Origin of the sequence: Catonella morbi ATCC 51271, assembly GCF_000160035.2 — a bacterium.
In the GTDB taxonomy this organism is placed as follows: domain Bacteria; phylum Bacillota; class Clostridia; order Lachnospirales; family Lachnospiraceae; genus Catonella; species Catonella morbi.
Genome location: NZ_KI535366.1, coordinates 235,556 through 257,109 on the forward strand (window position 1 = coordinate 235,556; position 21,554 = coordinate 257,109).

Annotated in this window: 17 protein-coding genes and 1 riboswitch; of the genes, 12 read left to right on the top strand and 5 right to left on the bottom strand. The window is 34.2% G+C overall.

The window, feature by feature from the left end; all coding sequences use genetic code 11:
- The first annotated feature begins 55 nt into the window (after positions 1 to 55).
- The 11 genes from GCWU000282_RS15665 (at position 56) to GCWU000282_RS01125 (ending at position 10,414) form a co-directional block, all read left to right on the top strand.
- On the top strand, positions 56 to 1,864 hold the full coding sequence (locus GCWU000282_RS15665; protein WP_051384097.1) for a sensor histidine kinase: 1,809 nt from the start codon (positions 56 to 58) through the stop codon (positions 1,862 to 1,864).
- A gap of 7 nt (positions 1,865 to 1,871) precedes the next feature.
- Positions 1,872 to 3,479: a response regulator transcription factor gene (locus GCWU000282_RS01080; RefSeq protein WP_023353124.1), complete on the top strand. Its 1,608-nt coding sequence runs from the start codon at positions 1,872 to 1,874 to the stop codon at positions 3,477 to 3,479.
- Between the two features lie 6 nt (positions 3,480 to 3,485).
- On the top strand, positions 3,486 to 3,956 hold the full coding sequence (locus GCWU000282_RS01085; RefSeq protein ID WP_023353125.1) for a DUF6669 family protein: 471 nt from the start codon (positions 3,486 to 3,488) through the stop codon (positions 3,954 to 3,956).
- Positions 3,953 to 4,888, top strand: a complete 936-nt coding sequence (locus tag GCWU000282_RS01090; RefSeq protein ID WP_023353126.1) for a CehA/McbA family metallohydrolase — start codon at positions 3,953 to 3,955, stop codon at positions 4,886 to 4,888. Before GCWU000282_RS01085 ends, GCWU000282_RS01090 begins: the two co-directional genes overlap by 4 nt.
- A gap of 124 nt (positions 4,889 to 5,012) precedes the next feature.
- Positions 5,013 to 5,120: riboswitch (TPP riboswitch) on the top strand.
- 61 nt (positions 5,121 to 5,181) lie between these two features.
- The gene (gene thiM, locus GCWU000282_RS01095; RefSeq protein ID WP_023353127.1) at positions 5,182 to 5,922 is read left to right on the top strand and encodes a hydroxyethylthiazole kinase; all 741 of its coding nucleotides are present in this window, start codon (positions 5,182 to 5,184) and stop codon (positions 5,920 to 5,922) included.
- A gap of 4 nt (positions 5,923 to 5,926) precedes the next feature.
- On the top strand, positions 5,927 to 6,574 hold the full coding sequence (gene thiE, locus GCWU000282_RS01100) for a thiamine phosphate synthase (protein WP_169730258.1): 648 nt from the start codon (positions 5,927 to 5,929) through the stop codon (positions 6,572 to 6,574).
- Between the two features lie 28 nt (positions 6,575 to 6,602).
- Positions 6,603 to 7,112, top strand: a complete 510-nt coding sequence (gene thiW / locus GCWU000282_RS01105; protein WP_023353129.1) for an energy coupling factor transporter S component ThiW — start codon at positions 6,603 to 6,605, stop codon at positions 7,110 to 7,112.
- Between the two features lie 7 nt (positions 7,113 to 7,119).
- Positions 7,120 to 7,938 carry a bifunctional hydroxymethylpyrimidine kinase/phosphomethylpyrimidine kinase gene (thiD, locus tag GCWU000282_RS01110; RefSeq protein WP_023353130.1) on the top strand — a complete coding sequence of 273 codons (819 nt, stop codon included), beginning with the start codon at positions 7,120 to 7,122 and terminating at the stop codon, positions 7,936 to 7,938.
- Position 7,939: 1 nt separating this feature from the next.
- A complete protein-coding gene (thiC, locus tag GCWU000282_RS01115; protein ID WP_023353131.1) occupies positions 7,940 to 9,253 on the top strand; it encodes a phosphomethylpyrimidine synthase ThiC in 1,314 nt (437 codons plus the stop codon).
- 119 nt (positions 9,254 to 9,372) lie between these two features.
- Positions 9,373 to 9,957, top strand: a complete 585-nt coding sequence (locus GCWU000282_RS01120; protein ID WP_023353132.1) for a thymidine kinase — start codon at positions 9,373 to 9,375, stop codon at positions 9,955 to 9,957.
- 85 nt (positions 9,958 to 10,042) lie between these two features.
- The gene (locus GCWU000282_RS01125; RefSeq protein WP_023353133.1) at positions 10,043 to 10,414 is read left to right on the top strand and encodes a BlaI/MecI/CopY family transcriptional regulator; all 372 of its coding nucleotides are present in this window, start codon (positions 10,043 to 10,045) and stop codon (positions 10,412 to 10,414) included.
- Between the two features lie 94 nt (positions 10,415 to 10,508).
- Here the strand turns inward: GCWU000282_RS01125 and GCWU000282_RS01130 are convergent, their stop codons facing one another.
- From GCWU000282_RS01130 to GCWU000282_RS15675, 5 genes are all read right to left on the bottom strand, one after another.
- Complete coding sequence (locus GCWU000282_RS01130; protein ID WP_156913097.1) at positions 10,509 to 11,042, bottom strand: hypothetical protein; 534 nt, start codon at positions 11,040 to 11,042, stop codon at positions 10,509 to 10,511.
- A 401-nt stretch (positions 11,043 to 11,443) separates the two neighbouring features.
- Positions 11,444 to 12,109: an ABC transporter ATP-binding protein gene (locus GCWU000282_RS01135; RefSeq protein WP_023353135.1), complete on the bottom strand. Its 666-nt coding sequence runs from the start codon at positions 12,107 to 12,109 to the stop codon at positions 11,444 to 11,446.
- Between the two features lie 9 nt (positions 12,110 to 12,118).
- Positions 12,119 to 15,283 carry an ABC transporter permease gene (locus tag GCWU000282_RS01140; RefSeq protein WP_023353136.1) on the bottom strand — a complete coding sequence of 1,055 codons (3,165 nt, stop codon included), beginning with the start codon at positions 15,281 to 15,283 and terminating at the stop codon, positions 12,119 to 12,121.
- A gap of 350 nt (positions 15,284 to 15,633) precedes the next feature.
- Entirely contained in the window at positions 15,634 to 17,286 is a 1,653-nt protein-coding gene (locus GCWU000282_RS15670) for a glycoside hydrolase family 10 protein (protein WP_051384098.1), read from the bottom strand.
- A gap of 10 nt (positions 17,287 to 17,296) precedes the next feature.
- A complete protein-coding gene (locus GCWU000282_RS15675; RefSeq protein WP_051384099.1) occupies positions 17,297 to 20,014 on the bottom strand; it encodes an N-acetylmuramoyl-L-alanine amidase in 2,718 nt (905 codons plus the stop codon).
- Positions 20,015 to 20,326: 312 nt separating this feature from the next.
- Here GCWU000282_RS15675 and GCWU000282_RS01155 point away from each other — a divergent pair, with 312 nt between their 5' ends.
- Positions 20,327 to 21,376 (top strand): tyrosine-type recombinase/integrase, encoded by a 1,050-nt coding sequence (locus GCWU000282_RS01155; protein WP_023353139.1) that lies wholly within the window; start codon positions 20,327 to 20,329, stop codon positions 21,374 to 21,376.
- Positions 21,377 to 21,554 lie beyond the last annotated feature (178 nt).

The window sequence follows — 21,554 nt, forward strand, 5'->3', positions numbered from 1 at the left end:
ACAGATGTTTGGTAAATTGGAGGGTTATAATGGTTGCGAGAAGAGTGACTGTATTATGACTGATTTTGGATGGTTATCAGAATGGACAGGTAATATTTATAAAATGAGCAAGACCGGAAAACACCCCAAAACAATTTTTAGGCAGTTTCTTGTATTTTCTCTTTTAATCAGTCTTGTACCGATTATTCTTGCCAGTACAATATTGTTTAAAAATCTGGAAAATACTGCTGAGAAAGAGCTTAATGCCTCGTATAGGCAGATAGGACTGCAATACATCAATAATATTAAAGATAAGTTTACCAGACTTGAAACAGGTATACTTGTAGTTTCAAAAAATACAATAATATCAGAACAGCTTTTAAGTAAATCCGATTCCCCCTACATCAAGGGGGAATCGGTTAGTGAAGAAATTTTTAAGAGTCTCTTGCTTGAAGGCAGAAATGAAATAAATAACTGCATGGTATATACCAAGGTTAAAGGAGGCGATATATACGGTAGAAGTGCCTCTACATGGAATGTTGCAAAAAAAGAAGGCTGGTATGGTTATTATAAAAATACCCCCGGAAAATGGTTCATCCATCCATCTCTGACGAATAAAAATCTTCAGATAAATATAGCTTCCATAGTATATGAAATATATAATCTTGACACCAAATCCCTTGTACAAAATAATATAGGTGCTGTCAAATTAGATGTTAACCTGAACAGAATGTTCAGATTGACTTCAAGAGACAGGGAAAGTAACTCATTTGATGTAATTCTGTCCGATAACAAAGGCAATATTTTATATTCTGAAACTGCAATGGATAAAGAAATTCAGAAAAAAATACTGAGTAATGGTTCACTTAATGAAAGTGAAAGCTTTACCATTGATGATTATGTAATATATAATTTTAAGTTAAATAATCTTGGGCTTAATGTATTACTTGCTTTTGGAAACAAAGAATTAATCAGCAAAAAAAGTCAAATTATAAACATATTTTTTCCTGTATTATTTGTTCTTATTTGCATAGTGGTTATGGTATCAGGTCTCTTTGCAAAACGCTTTTCAAAGAGGGTAAACTTATTGGTGGATAAATTCAAATCCGCCGAAACAGGTGATTTAAGCGTAAAAAAAGCCATATCAGGTGATGATGAGATTTCAATTCTTGATGAACATTTCAGTCATATGCTTGTTAAGCTGGATAAGCTGATAAAAACTAATTATGTTCAGGAACTTGACAGAAAAAAACTTGAACTTAAAAACTTGCAATTACAGATTAATCCCCATTTTTTATATAATACCCTTGAAACAATAAGCAGTATTGCTGCCGTAAACAAGGTGTTTATCATTGGTGATATTTCAGGAAAATTAGGTGAAATATTCAGATACAGCCTTGGTAAAAACTATGGAGACTTTGTTTCGCTTAATGATGAACTTAAACACATAGAAAACTATATTTTTATCCAGAAAGTCAGATATGGTGACAAACTTGAGGTATTCTACGATATAGAAAACGGTGTGGAAAACTGCCTTATCCCAAGATTTATATTACAACCGATAATCGAAAATTCTATTTTACATGGAATAGCTCCAAAAGCTACCGGAGGTACCATAGAGATTAATGTAAGTTTAGAAGAGTCCAAGCTTGTTATAAGGATTGAAGATGATGGAATAGGAATGGATAGTGATTATGCGGAACTGATAAATGCTGCAATAAATAGTCCGATGACTGATAATGAAGATAGTACAGGTGTGGGAATGAGAAATGTAAATCAACGTATCAAATTTATTTATGGTAATGAATATGGTTTAAAATTAAAAAGTTCAGTTAATGTTGGCAGCAGTTGTATAATTTCTTTTCCTGCCGGGAAAATAGAATAGGATTATTATGTACAAGATTTTAATAGTAGATGATGAATGCCTTATACGACAAGGTATAATAGCACAACTTGATTTTCTTGGCTATGAATTTGAAGAAATATTTGAAGCTGATACAGGAAAATCAGCCCTTCAGATTACGGAAACATTAAAACCTGATATAGTTATTACGGATATATCAATGCCCGAAATGGATGGTCTTAGTTTTGTCGAAACCGCAAAGTCAGCCAAAAAGAATACAAAGTTTATTCTTTTAAGCGGCTATGCGGAGTTTTCCTATGCCCAGAAAGCCATATCGCTCGGAATATCTGAATATTTATTAAAACCCGTTTCTTCATCTAAATTAAAAGAGAGTATAGATAAGGTTATTGCTGAATTAAAAAATGAAAAGCAAATAAAAGATACTTCTATTCATAAAGAAATACTTTCGAGGGAAAAAGCTGAATTTCTTCTTGAAAAAGATTTTAATTTGCTGGTAAACAGTATTGAAACCGGAAATTATCCTTTTCTTGAAAAAAATTACCCGGCTCTGGTCGGTAAAAATGCAGACACTAATCCATATTTTGTTCTGGGTATAATAAGCATAAATCAGAGCAGTTATGAAAGCGGAAGTTTTACCCAAAACGAAAACGGACTTTTGAGATTTTCCATAAAAAACGTATTTAATGAGCTTAATACCAAATCTGATAAATTAATTGTAAATAATCTGACTAATGAAGGAGAATTATTCATTCTACTGTATTCTTATGATGAAAAGAGATTAAGAAAGGATGCGGAAAAAATTTTCTTAGGTATGCAGGCTGTATTTGAAAAAAATATGGATATAATTTTATCGTTCGGTATAAGTAAGCCCTCCAAGATTATCAATGAAAAATGCAAAAAACAGGCAGAAAAAGCCTTGAATCAGAGAATACTTTTCGGTAAGGCAAATATATATTTTTACGAGGATATGAAGACTGTACCGATTGAAAGTTTTCCTATTTCCGAACTTAACAATCTTGAAACTTATATAAAAAGAAAAGAAACAGATAAGGCAAAAAATACTGTATTAGGCATATTTTCAAAAGAAGCACTTCAAAAATACGGTATTAATTATCTTAGAGTTATGTGGGTAAGAGTACTTAATCTCTTATTAAGAAATTCATCCGATTATGATGAAAATGATGTTGAACTTGTACTGTCAGGTTTTTCTCAAACCGGAAAATTTGAAAATATAGAAGAAATGAGGACAGAACTTCTCTCTATAATAGAAATATCGGTTAAAAAGGGAGTCGATAAAGAAAAGACTGTTGATGATAAAATCTCATCTGCTATAAAATTTATGCAAAATAATTATAATAAAGATATAAGTATAAATGATGTTGCAGAAAGGTATAATTTGAATATAAATTATTTTTCAGTATTATTTAAGAAGAAAACAAGCCGTTCAGCTATAAATTTTCTTACTGAACTCAGAATGAAGGCTGCAAAAGAATATCTTAAAAACACAGAGGAAAATGTAGCCGATATTTCTAAAAAAGTAGGTTATGAGGATACACAGTATTTTTTTAGGGTATTTAAAAAATCAGAAGGTATTACTCCGCTGATGTACAGAAAACGTGAAAGAAAGGATGGATAAACTTTGATGGAAGAACTATATAAGATTAAGGGTTTATTAAATGCAGGTTTTGTCGGTCAGATTACCTACACTGTATGTCTGCCTGCTAAATGCAGTAAACTGGATATTTGCATGAAATTTTCAAAACAGCATTTTCCTTCAGCTGATTTAGTTCCTTTAGAGGAATTAAAAGATTTCTGTAAGAAAGAATATGGGATCAGCCTCGGAGAAAATGATGATGAAGCACTAGATAACTGCCTTCACAATATGAAAACGGAAATTCATCTTATGGCAACATTAAATGATGAGTTTATAGGCTGTATACATAAGCAGAAATTGGAAAGACATATGATATTTTCAGCATCAGAACTGTCAGAAGGCTGTGTAAGGCCGGATAGTCTCGAAGGTGTACTCAAGGTAACCATATTGGTATTTAATGTGCTTATGGACGAAACTCCTTATGAAGTAAGCGTACATATAAACAGGGAGGAGAAATGATGTTTAAGAGATTAGAGCTTCATAATCATACAACCGAGTCGGACAGTTCACTTACCTGTAAAGAATTGATTGAATTAATGGAAAATGATAAAGTGGATGTATTTGCAATCACCGACCACAACACTATATCGGGACATTCTATAATCAAGGAGTTGTTAAACAAAGGAGACTATAAGATAAAGTGTATCTATGGTATGGAATATACCACATATTACGGGCATATTCTCTGTCTTAATCTTCCGGTATACGTGCCTTGGGATTCCATTGATTTTTTTAAGCCCGAACTTTTATTTAATGCAGCAAAAAGTAAGGGAGCACTGGTTGGTATTGCGCATCCTTTCTCTTTTGGAGCTCCCTTTGCAAAAGGCTGTAAGTTTGAAATGAAGGTGAATGATTTTTCTTCTGTAGACTTTATTGAGGTATTTAATAATCCTGAGCCTCTTCATGAAGTAAATGAAAAGGGGCTTCTCTGGTGGGAAGAACTAGTTTTAGAAGGTAAGCACTTAGCCGCCACCTGTGGGATGGATCTTCATGGACATTGGGATATGGGAAATCAATATGCAACTTATATTGAAGGAGAGCCTGACGGCAATATTGATGCTGAACTGGAAAAAGCCATACATACGGGTAATACCTGGGTATCTAAGGGAATGCTTCTTATATGCAGCGTTTCAGATAAAGGAGAGTATTTAAAAATAAAACTTTTGGATGCTAAAAAACCGGGATTTATTCCTTCTGAAAACGGTAAATATATTATAAATTTTAAGACTAAAACTAAATCTTTTACAACAGATATAGAAGAGGGTTCTGAACTTTCTCTGCCTGTTCATTCATTCAAAAATGAGGAAGATAAGATTATTATACCCAAATTATTTGTTAAGGATACAAGTATAGAAAACCTTGTTTGTATATCGCCTGTTATTCATCTGTAATTAGTGAATTTAATAATTACAATTTAAAGTTTTATTATATATTGACAGATAGAATATCATAGATAGCCAAAACTGTATTTGACATAATTAAACTTTAGGTGTAGAATTAGTCGGTAAAATTAAATAAAGAATATAAGGGAGCTATAATTGCTGAGAGGCAGTTCTGAAATGGACTGCGACCTTCATACCTGATTTGGATAATGCCAACGTAGGAAATATAAGTCTATATTAAAATATAGGCAGGTAATGCTATGGTATTACCTGCCTTTTTTTGTTGAGAAAGTGTGGTAATAATGAAAAATATAAGACCATTGGTGCATTTAATATCCAATGAAGTAACTCTTAATAATGTTGTAAATGTCATTCTTGGAGCAGGTGGAAGGGCAATATGTGCAACTGCGGTTGAAGAGGTATTTGAAATTACATCAAATTCTAAGGCACTTGTATTAAATATAGGTGTGCCAAGCAAAGAAAAGCTTAAAGCTATGCTAATTGCAGGGAAAAGGGCAAACGAAATAGGTATTCCTGTAGTACTGGATCCTGTAGGTGTAGGTGCTTCTGCATTTAGACACAGTATTGTAAATGAATTGCTTGAAAAGGTTTCATTTACCTGTATAAAGGGTAACAAGTCAGAGATAGCTAAACTTTGTGGAATAAATTCTAATGCTGTGGGAGTTGACAGCAATGTAACAGAGCTTTGCCACAAAGACCTAAAGCTCTTATCAGACAAAACAGGGGCAATTATAGCAGCTACAGGGGAGGTGAATATAATATCAGACCAAAATACTATAACTAAAATACCGGGAGGTAGCAAATTGCTTGATATAATAACAGGAAGTGGTTGTATGCTGACAGGTATAATAGGAGTATTTTTGGCTGAGGAAAATAATTATAAAGAAACTGTTGTATCTGCATTTAGTTATTTTAATACTGCCGCAAAACAAGCTGAGCTTGATCTTATAGCTAAAGGACAAAATGGTACAGGAAGTTATTTAATCAATCTTTTAGACAGACTAAGTGAAAGGGGTAAGTAAGGTTGTGAAAATATTAAAAGAAACCTATAAGTTGTACGGAATTATAGGAGGATATAAGTCAGGAGATATTGATAAATATATTAAAACCATCTGTATCAAAGTAGAATCAGCCTTAGAGGGTGGTATGACTATATTACAGCTTAGGGAGAAGTATATGTCCATAAGCTATGAAGTAAAACTTGCAAGAGCAATTAAAGAGATTTGTAATATTTATGGAGTACCACTTATTATAAATGACAGCATAGAAGTCTGTGCTTTGTCTGATGCTGATGGCGTACATCTTGGGCAGTCGGATGGTTCAATTAAAGAAGCAAGAAAAATACTTGGAAATGAAAAAATTATAGGTGCTACTGCTCATAATCTTACAGAGGCATTACTGGCTGAAAAAGAAGGAGCAGACTATATGGGTTCAGGTGCCGCTTTCGGCTCAGAAACTAAGTTTGATGCAGTTAAAATTCAGCTTGATGAATATAATGCTATTACCCAGGCAGTTAAAATTCCTGTAGTTGCCATTGGAGGTATTAACTATGAAAATATAGATTTGCTTTCAGGAAGAGGACTTTCGGGAATAGCTTCGATTTCTGCAATTTTTAATGGAGAAGACATTAAACATAATACAAGCTTACTTAAAGAAAAACTTAAAAACTGGTAAAAATTATTGTTAAAAATGAAAGGAAAATATGAAAAATTTAAAAGTAAAAAAATTAGTACTTGCAGCAATGTTTGTAGCCGTCGGAGTAGCTCTTTCACCTCTTAATATTCCTTTAGGAGTAGCAAAATGCTTTCCAACTCAACATATAATAAATGTTCTTTTGGCAGTATTTTTAGGACCGGCTTATGGAGTAGGAGCTGCTTTTGCCACATCATTGATTAGAAATATCTTAGGAACCGGTACCTTGCTTGCTTTTCCAGGAAGTATGGTAGGTGCCTTCCTTTGCGGAATGGCATATAAATATACAAAGATGCTTTGGACAACTTGTATATTTGAGGTTATTGGAACCGGAATCATAGGAGGGATTCTAGCTTTTCCTGTTGCAAGCCTTATTATGAGTAAAGATGTTGCAATGTTTGCCTTTGTAATCCCATTTTTAGTAAGTACAGCAGGAGGAAGCCTGATTGCTGCCTTTTTAATCTTTAGTATGGAAAAAATGAAACTTATAAACATGCTGAAACATCAAATGGAGGTATAGGTAAAATATGAAAAGCGTACTTACAATAGCCGGAAGTGATAGCAGTGGTGGTGCAGGTATTCAGGCAGATATAAAAGCAATACTTGCAAATGATGTATACGCCATGTCTGCCATTACAGCACTTACTGCCCAGAATACTACAGGTGTAGTAGATATAGCTTATGTAGGGGCTGATTTTCTAAAAAAACAAATTGAAGTTGTATTTACTGACATACAGCCAGAAGCAGTTAAAACCGGTATGATTGCTTCGCCTGAGCAAGTGAAAGTGATAGCTGATCTAATGAAGTTATATGAAGTTGAAAATCTTGTAATTGATCCTGTTATGATTGCTACAAGCGGTGCAGAGCTGGCAAATAAAGATGTAGTAGAAGCCATGATAAAATATCTGTTTCCTATATCTAAGCTTATTACTCCAAACTTGTTAGAAACTAGTACTTTACTTGAAATACTTGGTGAAAAATATGACTTGAAAGATAAAACTACAGATTTTGATATAGAGAGAATGGCTGAAAAGCTTTCTTCAAGCTTTGAGTGCAATGTACTTGTCAAGGGTGGTCATAGGAAAGGAGCTTGTGATGACTTATTATATGAAAAATTCGGTAAAATAACCTGGTTAAGAAGCAATAAAATAACCAACCCTAATACACATGGAAGTGGTTGTACGCTTTCAAGTACAATAGCAGCTAACCTTGCCAAAGGTTATACTCTGAATGAAAGTGTGATTCTTGCGAAAAACTATATAACTGAAATACTGAAATCAGATTTGAATTTAGGAAAAGGCAGTGGTCCTTTGGATCACGGATATATTTTAAGAAAGGGAAAGTAAAATGAAAAGAGAATATTGTACTCAGATGGAAGCAGCAAGAAAGGGAATCATTACTCCTGAACTTAAAAAAGTTGCATCAAAGGAAAATAGGAGAATAGAGGAAGTTTTACCATTGGTTGCAGAAGGTAAGATTGTAATTCCTGCAAATATTAATCATAAATGTCTGGATGCCAATGGAGTAGGCAGTATGCTTAAAACAAAAATCAATGTAAATCTAGGTATAAGTCGTGACTGCAAGGATTATGACATAGAAATGAAAAAGGTAATGCAGGCTGTTGAACTTGGAGCTGAGTCAATTATGGATCTCTCAAGTCATGGTGACACCACAACTTTTAGGAGAAAATTATGTAAAGAATGCCCTGCAATGATAGGAACTGTACCTATTTATGACTCAGTTATTCATTTTAAAAGAGACTTAAAAGAACTAACTGCGAAGGACTTTTTAGATGTAATAAGGCTTCATGGTGAGGACGGCGTAGACTTTGTTACCTTACACTGTGGAATCACAAGGAAAACAATTGAACAGATAAGAAGTGGTAGTAGAAAAATGAACATAGTCAGTCGTGGGGGAAGTCTTGTATTTGCCTGGATGAGCATGACTGGTGAAGAAAACCCTTTTTATGAATATTATGATGAAATTCTTGAGATTTGTCGTGAATATGATATGACTATCAGCCTTGGAGATGCCTGTAGACCGGGTTGCCTGGCAGATGCAACTGACGGAGTGCAGATAGAGGAGTTAATCAAGCTTGGAGAACTTACAGAAAGGGCTTGGAAGAGGGATGTACAGGTTATGGTTGAGGGTCCCGGACATGTTCCTATGGATCAGATAGCTGCTAATATGAAGATTCAACAGACAATATGTAAGGGTGCACCATTTTATGTACTTGGACCTTTGGTAACAGATATAGCACCGGGCTATGACCACATCACTTCAGCTATAGGAGGGGCTATAGCTGCCTGGTCAGGTGCAGCCTTTCTCTGCTACGTAACTCCTGCGGAGCATCTTGCACTTCCAAATGTAGATGATGTAAGACAGGGAATAATAGCAAGCAAAATAGCTGCTCATTCAGCTGATATTGCTAAAGGAATACCGGGAGCGAGAGAGCAGGATGACAGAATGGCTAATGCCAGAAGGGCACTTGATTGGGATGCACAATGGACAGAAGCACTTGATCCGACAACTGCAAAAGCAATAAGAGACAGTCGTTTACCGGAAGATGACCATTCCGACACCTGTAGTATGTGCGGAAAATTCTGTGCAGTAAGAAGTATGAACAAAGCTTTAGCAGGTGAGGTTATAGATATATTATGAAGTTATATTTATAATTTGAATCTATTTTAACTTGAATAATCTCCACACTGTGATATTATATTAGAGGGTATTTTATAAAGAATTATTTTACTCAAATATGATGTTTTTAGGAGATTTTAATGGCTAAGTTATATTTTCGTTACGGAGCAATGAATTGCGGTAAAACCACAGCACTTTTACAGACTGCACATAATTATTCGGAAAGCGGGCAGAAGGCTATCATTATTAAGCCTGCCGTAGATACCAAGATGAAAGCTTGTGTAACAAGCCGTCTTGGGATTAAGAGAGAAGTGGACTTGCTTGTAAGTGAAGAACTGGATTTGTTTGAATATTTTAAAAATTATAATTCAAAGTTGGATTGTATATTGGTGGATGAAGTACAGTTTCTAACAGTACCTCAGATAGAACAGTTGTATAGGGTAGCAGTAGTGCTTAACATACCGGTTATATGTTATGGTCTCAGAACTGACTTCAGAATGGATGGCTTCCCTGCCAGCTCAAGGCTGTTAGAGCTTGCTCATTCAATAACCGAAATGAAAAATGTATGTTCCTGCGGTAAAAAGGCTACCTGCAATCTTAGAATGGTAAATGGTATACCAACTTTTAAAGGAAATCAGGTAGAAATAGATGATTCTGATTTTATTTCTTACAAGGCTGTATGTTCTGAGTGTTTTGAAAGACTGAAATCTTCATCAAACGCTTGACTTTAGGTATAAATGATTATATACTACTGTTATAGTAAAAATTTTGTTAGACAATAGTAGTACAACTTTGAGTAGGGAGTCAATTATGAGCGAACTGAGATTGCATGAAGGTGAATTAAACATTATGGAGCTTCTATGGTCCAATAAGGAGCTTGCAGCCAAGGATATTTCTAAAATTATAAAAGAATATATAGGCTGGGAGAAAAATACTACTTATACTGTAATTAAGCGTCTTATAGACAAGGGAGCCGTACAGAGAACAGATCCGGGCTTCATCTGCAGTGCACTTGTATCACAGCGTTCAGTTCGTGAGATAGAAACCAAAAGACTTCTTAATCAGTTTTATAATGGTTCATTGCAAACATTTATAAGTGAGTATTTAAAGAATCAAAGGCTTTCAGCCGGTGATATTGCGGAGCTACAAAAGTTAGCTAAGAATTCCAGCAGAAAGTTTTAATGAAGTTTAAAAAGTAGAAGAGTGCAGTCTGAATAATATATTTCAGAACTACACTCTTTACTAAATTTAAAAGGAGATTTATCTTAGTACTATTTTATCCTAGTACTTCAAATAAATAGTAATTAGCAGTTTTTTCATCATAGCATACATAAAGATTGCATCTATCCTCAAGTGCTCCATCCCAGGCTTTACTTTTTATAGCGGTTTCTCTGAACTTAACAGAATCATTAAGGATATTTTTCTTTAAGTCAGTTTTTGACAGATTTTTCAACAAATCAAGCATTGTTTCATGTTCATCTACAGAAAGACCTGTGTGAAAGTATTTCAAGTCAAAGAAAGTATTTAAGGTATCTTCCTTATCAATCTTAAGTACAGATAATTTAGTTCCTTCGCCAAGCCAGTCAGTATTGTCATAAAGTTCAACAATTCCTGTACTTTGAGGGAAATCTATTTTCCAGTTTTCCTGTAGTACATGAAGCGGATCATGAGTAATCACATAATTCCTTCCTGATAAAAATATAAAGTATGCTATAAATAATACAAAAATACTTAGGATAATTTCTTTTCTATAATATTTAACTGAAGAGATATCAAGTATTTTAAATCCTGTATATACTTTATGTTTCAAATCCATCACCTGCCTTTTTTGAAACAGCATTGTGATTTAACTTATGATATTTTAACTTTAACACGTAAAGAGAGAATGTGCAATAGCTTTTAGGAAAGCTTAAGAACCGTAATAATATTGTATGATTTACTGAAAATTTGTAAGAAATGAAAGGATAGCAATATGAATACTTATATATAACTATTCGCGAAACCCAAGTTTAACGAAATCTAATCCCGTAATTAAATTGTTATACCAAGCAATCTGATATTAACCTCAATATTGGTTTAACAGGCTGAAAATATCATATATAATCCCCAATATATCCCCATAGTCACAGACCGAAAAAAATTTATCCTACTGTACTGTGTGGATTAAATTTTTTTCGGTCTGTGACCTATGTCGTGAATAATTTGGAATAATTATATATTTTCCTTAAATATACCGTCATCCAGTTGGAATACTTTATCTGACATTCTTGCAAGCTCCAAGTCGTGTGTTACTACAACTATACAATATCCCTGTTCCTTTGCAAGCTTCTTAAACAGATTAAATATACTCAAAGTATTCTCTTTATCAAGGTTTCCGGTCGGTTCATCCGCAAGGATTATCTCAGCTCCCGTAGCTATCGCCCTCGCGATTGCCACTCTCTGCTGCTCACCACCCGAAAGCTGCGAAGGGAATCTTTTTAACTTATCCTTTGTAATCTCAACTAAGCCTAAGAGTCTTTCCGCTTCTTTTATGGCTTCTTTCTTGCTTACTCCCTTTAATTCCAGAGGATAGCAGACATTCTCTTCAGCAGTAAGCAACTGGAAAAGCTGAAATGACTGGAAAATCATTGCCACCTTATTGCGCCTGTATAAATCCATATCAAGTTTACTTAACTCTTCTCCATCAGCAAATATTTCTCCGCTTGCAGGAACATCAAGTCCCATCATAAGAGAAAGCAGGGTTGTCTTTCCGCTTCCCGACGGACCTGTCACCGCATGAAGTTTTCCGCCGTCAAAGCAGGCTGAAATTCCTTTTAAAACCTGCGCTCCCGTTTTGCCATACTTATAAAAAACGTTCTCAATTCTAAGCTCCGCCATAACTTCCTCCTATTCACTCTCCTGCAATAACTCAAGTTTAAATGACTTCAATATCAAAAGGTTTCCGATAATACCGCCTGCTACATTTCCTGCAAAATAAAGTCCTGTCGCCAAGAAAACGTTTAATGCCATATTTTTATAAACCAAAAACATAATAGCAACACCTATCGGTATTCCCAAAACACATAATAGCAAGTGCCCTGTAAACATAATCTGCCAAACCTCTTTCTTACCGCTTCCAAGCAGCCTCATAAGTGTCGCTTCCTTTTTACGCCGCATAAGCATAAGGATTTGAAATCCCATACCTATAACGACCACTATAAGTATAATGAAAGGGTATAAAACCTCAAATAAAGATACTACTCTTTCCATCGGCTCTACCACTTCGCTAAGCTCCTTATCCCATATAATAAGGCGTAAGTACGAGTCCGCTCCGTTTTCGCTCACAAGGTTCGTAAGTTTGCTTTTATCTTTAATAAGCTCTCTATTTTTCTCTGTTTTAAATTTAAACCGAGCTGTTAAAAAACGGTAATCCTGCTTAGCCAGGTCTTTTAATGTCTGACTTTGGATTATAACGGAATTTCCTATATTTTTTGCTCGTTCTCCTCCCTGAACCGCTTTGTAAGAGCCTACAATAGTACAAGTAAAGCCATACGTGCGCTTATTGGAGTACTCATGAAGAAGATAAACAAAGTCACCGGATATTAAACCGTTAAGTTTCATATATTCTTCAGGAACTATAATTTCACGTCCACTTACATCTCCCTCTTCCCTATCTCTTGTGAAGTATTCGCCTGTATAGCCTCCGGTAAATTTCACGGAAATTCCCGAACCGGTTTCCGTAATAAATTTCTCCCAGTCATTTACTCCGATGGCAATAGTATTCCTGCTGATTGGCGGTACATTTTCATCGACAAATCCGTACTCTGTGGAGTGTAATTCATTTATTAAAGTCGTTTCCTCAGTATATACCTTCGACACATAATCCGTCTTTTCCAAATCCGACACCAACTTAGGCGGAATAACACCTTCTGCCGGATTTCCTGTAAAAGTTATGTTAGCGTCCGTTTTTATCAGTTCTCCTTCAATTACCGTAGCTTTATAAAAACTTTCAATATCCGCCTTATATTTATGAAGCGTGCCGTTCAGCCAGCCGAAAAACAGCACCGCTCCTGCGGACATGGCTATAAAAAATACCGTCTTTGTCTTTGTCCTTACAATATGCTTAAAAATATATCCGTACTTCCACCTGCCGCTATTACCGCTTACGTTGTAAATAATCTTCTGCCCTTTACTATCCGGACTGCTTAAAACGGTGTTTTCAGTTAAGTTCCTTTTCGCACCGGATGCACTACTCTTCACGGAAGTGCCTGCTTTATAAACAGTATTCTTTTTCCTGTTTCCGTGTAACAGTGAAAATAGCGGAATTTTTCCTAAAACCATATTGCAGATGATTAAAGCAAGAATAATAAACGCCAATATGCAAAGCATGGTTAAAACAAGCCATACTGTCTGAGGTGCGGATAACTTAACGCTCTTAGCATACTCCTCTAAAGGTTTTAGTAGTACCTCCGAGTCTTTTAACATCTTCCTCTGTCCGATTATGGAGCCTGCTATTATTCCCGGCACAGCTATAACGCAAAATGCCATATCCATGCAGAAAAAGCTGAATCCGGTTTTAGCTCCCAGTGCCTTTGCTACAGCGTATTCCTTTTTTCTTTGATTTACATATATAATACAAACAGCTGAAAGTACCGTTATCATCAATAATCCCGATAAAATGGCTCCCGTTACTGCCGATTCTTTTATCTTATTTGAAACTCCTAAGAACATTTCGGCACTGTTATCCACCCACATAATAGTATAGCCGAGGTTGCCAAGTTTCTTCTCATTCTCTTTTATAAAACTCTCTATATCCTCAGGGTTTTTTAGGACAAAACTGTAATTATTTTCACCACTTTCTTTCAAATAATTTCTACTGTACCCTTCAGGAATGCATGAAGCAGGAACAAAAATCCCCTGTCCATAAGGTGAAATATAATAAAATCCCATATCATTAAATAAGCCCACTATTTCAAATTCCGCTTCTTCTCCCGGGCTATCCTTCCATATATCCCAATCCCCCCACATCGCATAGCCATCTACATCTTCTGCTCTTGTATTTTTCTTTACTTCCATTTTTATAGTGTCGCCTACGCCGAGTCCTCTTAACTTCGCAAAGTTCTCATGAATCAGACATACTTTGTTTTTAGTCCTATCATCTTCACTATTTAAAGCTCTTCCTTCCACGATATAATATCTCTTGGCTTTCTCCTGAAAAGTAGGAAAAAGAGAAACATCTTTCATACCTATTATAGAAAGCATTTTTCTGTTGTAATTCAGATATTCCACATAATCCTTTAATTTCTCAGGCATTTCCTCCTGATAATCACTATCGTTTTTTATCTCTTTAAAATATCCTGTATTTTCATCAGGAATTAACGGAAGTATAATAAAATTTGAACCTGCTCTACCTCTTTGTGCGACTCCTACTGAATTAATTTTGTTACTTTCATAATAATAAGCACGAACTATATAATTCTTTTCTTTAGAAAGAGTTTTATATTCTTTTACAAAATCTTCATCCTGCTCTGTTGGATAGTAAGGAACACTCGGATCAGGAAGTTCTTCTACTCCCGGCAGGCTGCGGATGTATATGCTTTCACCTACTGACATGTAATCTTTAAATGCGGCTTCTATACCGGTTACCTCAAATTCTATCTCATAATAATACCCTCTTCCTTTAGGATTATCAACCTTCCTTTTATTTATTAAAGTTCCTGCAAAAACAACCTCATTGGTATGTTTATAATAAGCATTTTTCACTCCCACGCCATCTACATCAGGGTTCTCTATATCAATCAGTTTTCCTCTTGAGTTAAGCATGACATTTTCAATATCTAAATATGGACTTTTTGATATAATTTCTTTACCTGCCCTCACATCAGGGTTTCCCGAAAGATAGCCGATAGGACGATAATACTTCTTTATAGTATCTATTGATTTTACGGCAAACAAGGTTTCCAGAGCATTGGAAGTAAAAGCCATACTCGATACAGCTATTAAAAATACATAGATAATCACAAAAAGAGGTTTTCTTAATGTAGATTTTAAAAATAGTTTTATGTTATACATATTATATCCTCCTGTCACAATAATTAAACAGCAATATAACAAATTAAAAACTATCCTATAAGTAAATTTGGTATATTAGTTGTTTTGCCTAAAAATGTAAGAATTTTAGTTTGAACTTAGGTTATGTTGATATATATTATAAATAAATATATTATATAAATCAATTATTATTTATAAATTGACACACATTATATATATATATTAAAACAACTCAATAATTTTATATATTATCAGAATATTGCTGTATTTATTATGATGGAACATTAAATTACTTCAAATATAAAGAGATGAAAATTTTGACCCAAAAAAGTTCTGTTACCAAAAAACTGATAACAGAACTTTTTTATATTTTACTTAGATTTTACCACATTCACCAGATTGATGTACTCATCCATAGCGCCGTTTTTCTTCAAATAATCAGGTGTAATATAATGATATCTGTAGATTGAGAAACCGCTAAGTGACTTGTTTCTAAGGCTTGTTACCATTCTTCCCAGGATATCATGGTTGTTTTTCCATTCAGAGGTTTCCTGAGCCTGTGCAAGGTGCATAGGTAAGGCAACATACAACTTTACGTTAGGATTGGTAACTACAGCCATCCATTTACTTACATTATCCTCAAACGGACAGATACTATGCTCAAAGCCCCAGTACTGCTGAGGTGCGATATAATCAACAAAACCTGTTTCTCTGCCCCATCTGTCTATATCCACATAGTACTTATCATTAGCTCTTAAATTAGTTAAATTACCTGCCGGGCTTATACCAAAGGTGCGGTTTTTGCCGGAGCTTTTAACTGTGGCATATACGGTTTTAACCATTTTATTGATATTGTCCCTGCGCCAGTCAACTATAGACATTGGATTTGCAGTATTAAGTTTATAATCGGCATATTCTTCCGAGTCAAACTTTGATGAATAATTACTGCCTAAGGTCGGATAGAAATAATCATCAAATATTACTCCATCCACATCATAATTTTTAACTATCTCAGCAACTCCGTTATTTATAAGATTGATAACGTCATCTGATGAAGGATTGTAATAATACATTTTCCCAAATTTAAGCACATTTCTGTCGTTTTCTTCATCATCATCATTCAGCCATTTGTATGCGGGGCTATTGACTGCCAGGCTGCCAAAATCTGCTTCCGCACACACTCTGTAAGGATTGATATAGGCATGCAGCTTTAAGTTTCTTGTGTGTGCGGCATTCACCATAATAGCAAGCGGATCAAAGCCGGGATCTACACCTTGTTTTCCTGAGGCATATTTAGACCAAGGGAAGTAAACCGAACGATACATAGCATCACTGAACGGCCTTACATGAACATAGATTTCATTCATTCCGCTTGCTGCTATTTTATCAAACATTTCTGTTATCTGGTTAGTAAAGCTGTTTACTGTATATCCTTTGCTGCTAAATTCCAAAAATGTAATCCATACTGCTCTGACCTCATTTGTACCGGGCGCAGTATTATTTGCATTATTAGCATTGTTATTCTTATTGCTGTTATTAGCATTATTGTTTTTATTATTGTTGTTGCTATTGTTATTTTCAGTTCCTGTGTTATTATTGTCGTTTTGCGAATCAGATGATTCATTATTAACTTTCATTTTAATCCTCACCTTTTTAATAGTGCTATTCCCGGTTTTATCAATAGCATATATCGTATACACAGTATTTTGTTTTACAGTCAATGTCGTACTTATATTCTTTGTTGATGTGACCGAAACATTTTTAATCTTTTTAGAGTAAAATGAATTCTTAAAAAATGTTATTCTGTGATTCCCTAAAGCATATTTAACTGATTTAATAGCCTTATTATCAGTCACATTCATCTTCAATTTGATTTTGCCGTTATTTACATCTTTATATACAGAGCACTTAATAATCGGCTCTGTATTGTCTTTTGCATATATATCATAGTTGTTAAATACACCTAAAAACAACTGAAATATAATGAACATTATAAAAAATCTTTTAAATATATTTTTATTCAAAACTGCTCTCCTATCTACCTGTTGGATAATTATCAAATATCTCTTCTATGGTATTATATAATATCTCAGCAGATTTATCTTGTACTTCCAGCTTACTGAACTTTTCTAAGTCACTTGAATTACTTAAAAAACCATATTCAATAAGCACTGCAGGAACTGTATTCATGTTAGTTACCACAAAAACATTACTCTTCACTCCCCTATTTGCCATACTGAGGGTTGACGTAATATTTTTTAAAAACATGCTTGCCATAGTATAGCTTGAAAGTCCGTTAGGCTGTAAAATATTGTTTCTGGTAGAATAATACACTTCAGTTCCTTTTGGTTTAGTATTATTCCCTGCTGAATTCATATGTATACTTACAAATAGGTCAGCATCAACTTTTTTTGCAAATGCCGCTCTGTCATATAATGTCATAAATGTATCATCTTTTCTTGTCCAATATACTTTTAAGTCTTCATCGTCAAGATAATTTCTAAAATATGTATAACCAATTGACAGAACTACATTTTTTTCTTTATATATTTTATTCAGACTTTTAGTACCTGAATCATGACCACCATGACCGGGATCAATTACCACTACTTTAGAATATAGCTTTTTAGCCCTATCTATCGCAACTTTTATTTGTGACTTTGTAACTTTCAATTTGTAGGCATAAAGTGTGGTTGTATAAAAAGTAAGAACTGTATTTCCCTCATCATTTAAAGTAGCTGTTACATTTGTAACCTTATTAGTATCATATTTAACAGGATTTGCGTTAAAATGATTCCTTAAATCCCCGGGCAAAGTTATTGTAAAATTATTGGAAAAGTAATTATCTTCATTTTCTATTTCAGTTTCATCTATTCCGCCCGGCAGAGATATTACAGCCCCATCAACATTTGAAGTAGCAGGAGCTTCCGAAAGTATAATACTGACAGAGTTACCGTTCTGTCTGGTTAAGTATGTGAGTTTAGAAGACTTATTAATTGATATATTTGCTCCGGTTGTACCATTGTTAGCATAATTGAATAAGGTTAATTTATTTCCGCTATTATCAACATAAGAACCTGAACCTAAAGTATCAATTATATTTTGTACAGTAAAGTTTATATTGCTTCCGGTGCTTCCGCTTTCCTGAATGGTTAAAGGAGCAAGTCCTGTAAGTGTAAATGTATAAGTCCCGTTGTTATAGCTTCCGTTAATCTCGGTAACAGTATTTTTATATATCCTTACCGTAAGTGATTTATTGTCATTTGATAATGACATATCATAGCCAATTACTCCCTCAGCAAGTCCAAAATTAAGATCGGACGAATTAGAGGCAGCATTATATGAAGCATTTATATAATTTACTGTACGTACATTGGCAGTATATGCCTGACCATTGTTTGAACTCATATTATCAAGGCTGATGGTTAATTGATTATTAACAAGATTTCCTCTTATCCCATTAAACCCATTAGTGGAAGTAATCACATAACTGTCAAAAGGCTCTGATAAATCTGAGTTGGCACCTGTTATGTCTACAATAGATGAGGTGCCTGCCTGATTATTACCTGTTAAATTCTGAGCAGCCGCCAGGGTATTTACATTGTTTGTTACTTTCCAATTAAAAGGAAGGCTGTTAGCCACAAAAGGTTCAGTAGGCTTGGTAACAGCAGGTTTATCCTTACCTGTATCAGGCTTTGTCTCCGGCTTTGTTGTGCTATCATCTTCTTCGTCAACTACATCTTCTATATTATTATCTTCTGGCAGACTTAAGGTGCTGACTGAGCCACTTGTTTCTATATTTATATCAAATAACTCACAAATATCTTCTATTGGGGCATAGACTTCACTTTTACCTGAAAAATTCAGTTTAATAATATTAGGAGCTTTACTGAGCTTTTCCTGAGTTCCGTCATACTCAACATTTTTACTTCCTAATTTCATTGTTAAATAATAATCATCAAAGCCTATTTTTACGGTTTTATTAGACTTATTGAAAGAATAGCTTCCTTCCACACCATATGACAAGAAAATATTTTTAATAGGTGCCATTAATGTTTTTCCGACATAAACCCCCGGAATCTTAGAGTTATTAAGTTTTATATCATCTATACTGAATATAACCTTTTTGCCATTAGTTTTGTAAATTTTACCGTTATAGCTGAAGTTCTCATTTTTAGCAGTTTTTCTGTTTTTAGCTTTTTTACTCTTGGAAGATTTATTGTCAGCAGTCTTTTTAGTTTTCTTTTTATTTATGGTTTTACCTGTCATATCCGCAATACCGGAATCCGCATCCCAGTTATAAGTAAGCCCAAATGTATTGGCTACATATCTTGCGGGTACATATACTTTAGAAGCTTTATCGGAAAACTGCACAAGTCTTGGCTTTATAGGAACAGTTTCATCGGATCCGTTTACTTTGGCTTTATATGAATTAAGTGTAAGTACCAGAGTTTTTCCATCCCTCTTTAATTCTAATGTATTCTTCTTTTTATTGAATTTGTACGATAAACCAATCTTAGAATCAGAAAATACTTCTTTTGCACTGGCTAAAGAAATACCATCTATTATAATTCCCGGATATTTGGATTTAATTTTACTTCCGTTTATTTTATACTGAACCTGGGTATCAGAATAACTAATATTCTTATTATCATATTTTATATTAATATTAGCTGCATAAGAAACTCCAGGAAAATTACAGCTTAATATTCCAAGTATAGATACAAATGTTACAATTTTTCTTAATTTCATCAAAATCACTCCAATCAATTTACTCTTTAACAACATCACCAAATAAGTTTACTGTTAAATAGTAAGTTTATCAAGTGGTAAAAGTATGTCATTTAACTTAAATTTATGTTAAATATTAGTCATTTTATATAAATTCAACTTCTGCCACAACATATATTGAGCTGAACTTAGTTATAACTATATGTTTCATACTATAAGCTGTTTTGACTATCCATTTCTTATATGCTATACTTCACATACAAACTTATGTACTGCATAGTTTGTTTAGTATTTAAAACTGATATTATAATATTTTCCATATAAGGAGTTAAAATGGCAGAGCATACTTACAGTCAAAAAATTGACATTGACAATGAATTAAAACTAAGAAATTTGCTGCTTAGACTTCCGAGATTTGCATCCGAATTTTTTAGAGGCATAGAATCAACAACATCTTCCAGAACCAGAATTGCCTATGCCTATGATCTTATAGTTTTTTTTAATTGGCTTAAAGAAGCTAACCCGTCTCTTTCCGGTACTGATATACAAAATATTGATATCAGTATTTTGGATAATCTGAAAGCTGTAGATATAGAGGAATACATTTCTTACATAAGGTATTATATAAAAGATGGAGAGGGGCATGGTAACAAGGAAAAAGGAATTAAACGTAAACTTGTAGCTCTCAGAACTTTTTACAAGTATTATTATAAAAAAGAACGAATTAAAAGTAATCCAAGTGTCCTTGTAGACACTCCCAAACTGCATGACAAAGCTATAGTTCGTTTAGAGCCGGAAGAAGTAGCAAATCTTTTGGATAATATCGAATCGGGGGATGGGCTTTCCTCATCACAGGCAAAATACCATGAAAAAACTTCTGTCAGAGATTTGGCTATAGTTACTCTCCTGCTTTCTACGGGTATACGAGTGTCTGAATGTGTAGGTATTGACCTTAATGACATAGATTTTAAAACTAACGGTATCAAAGTCCATAGAAAAGGTGGCTATGAAACTGTAGTGTATTTTGGTGATGAAGCTGAAACAGCACTTAAAAATTATCTTAAGGAAAGACAAACTATAGAGGCTGCTGACGGTCACAAAAATGCTTTTTTCCTTTCTATACAAAAAAAGCGTATAAGTGTAAGAGCTGTTGAAATTCTTGTAAAAAAATACTCAAGTCTCGTTACTACAATAAAAAAGATAACCCCGCATAAGCTAAGAAGTACCTATGGAACCAGTCTTTACAGAGAAACCGGGGATATTTACCTGGTTGCTGATGTGTTGGGGCATAAAGATGTAAATACCACCAAAAAACATTATGCTGCCATTGAGGAAGACAGGCGAAGAAAGGCTGCAAATATAGTAAAACTCAGAAATGAATAAATATCTTATAATTATACCCAAATTATTCACACCATAGGCACAGATCTTTTATTAAACATAGTACAGTAGGATAATCTGTTTTCGGACTGTTACTATGGGGTAAAATTACCAAATATCTGTAAAATATGCTAATTGGGAGCCGGAGGCTTGATTACGATATTTTACAAGATGTTTTGTG

Bases quoted from the DNA above. Each gene is read 5' to 3' on its own strand.
- GCWU000282_RS15665 (WP_051384097.1), top strand. From the start codon at position 56: ATGACTGATTTTGGATGGTTATCAGAATGGACAGGTAATATTTATAAA.
- GCWU000282_RS01080 (WP_023353124.1), top strand. From the start codon at position 1,872: ATGTACAAGATTTTAATAGTAGATGATGAATGCCTTATACGACAAGGT.
- GCWU000282_RS01085 (WP_023353125.1), top strand. From the start codon at position 3,486: ATGGAAGAACTATATAAGATTAAGGGTTTATTAAATGCAGGTTTTGTC.
- GCWU000282_RS01090 (WP_023353126.1), top strand. From the start codon at position 3,953: ATGATGTTTAAGAGATTAGAGCTTCATAATCATACAACCGAGTCGGAC.
- thiM (WP_023353127.1), top strand. From the start codon at position 5,182: ATGAAAAATATAAGACCATTGGTGCATTTAATATCCAATGAAGTAACT.
- thiW (WP_023353129.1), top strand. From the start codon at position 6,603: ATGAAAAATTTAAAAGTAAAAAAATTAGTACTTGCAGCAATGTTTGTA.
- thiD (WP_023353130.1), top strand. From the start codon at position 7,120: ATGAAAAGCGTACTTACAATAGCCGGAAGTGATAGCAGTGGTGGTGCA.
- thiC (WP_023353131.1), top strand. From the start codon at position 7,940: ATGAAAAGAGAATATTGTACTCAGATGGAAGCAGCAAGAAAGGGAATC.
- GCWU000282_RS01120 (WP_023353132.1), top strand. From the start codon at position 9,373: ATGGCTAAGTTATATTTTCGTTACGGAGCAATGAATTGCGGTAAAACC.
- GCWU000282_RS01125 (WP_023353133.1), top strand. From the start codon at position 10,043: ATGAGCGAACTGAGATTGCATGAAGGTGAATTAAACATTATGGAGCTT.
- GCWU000282_RS01135 (WP_023353135.1), bottom strand. From the start codon at position 12,109: ATGGCGGAGCTTAGAATTGAGAACGTTTTTTATAAGTATGGCAAAACG.
- GCWU000282_RS01140 (WP_023353136.1), bottom strand. From the start codon at position 15,283: ATGTATAACATAAAACTATTTTTAAAATCTACATTAAGAAAACCTCTT.
- GCWU000282_RS15675 (WP_051384099.1), bottom strand. From the start codon at position 20,014: ATGAAATTAAGAAAAATTGTAACATTTGTATCTATACTTGGAATATTA.
- GCWU000282_RS01155 (WP_023353139.1), top strand. From the start codon at position 20,327: ATGGCAGAGCATACTTACAGTCAAAAAATTGACATTGACAATGAATTA.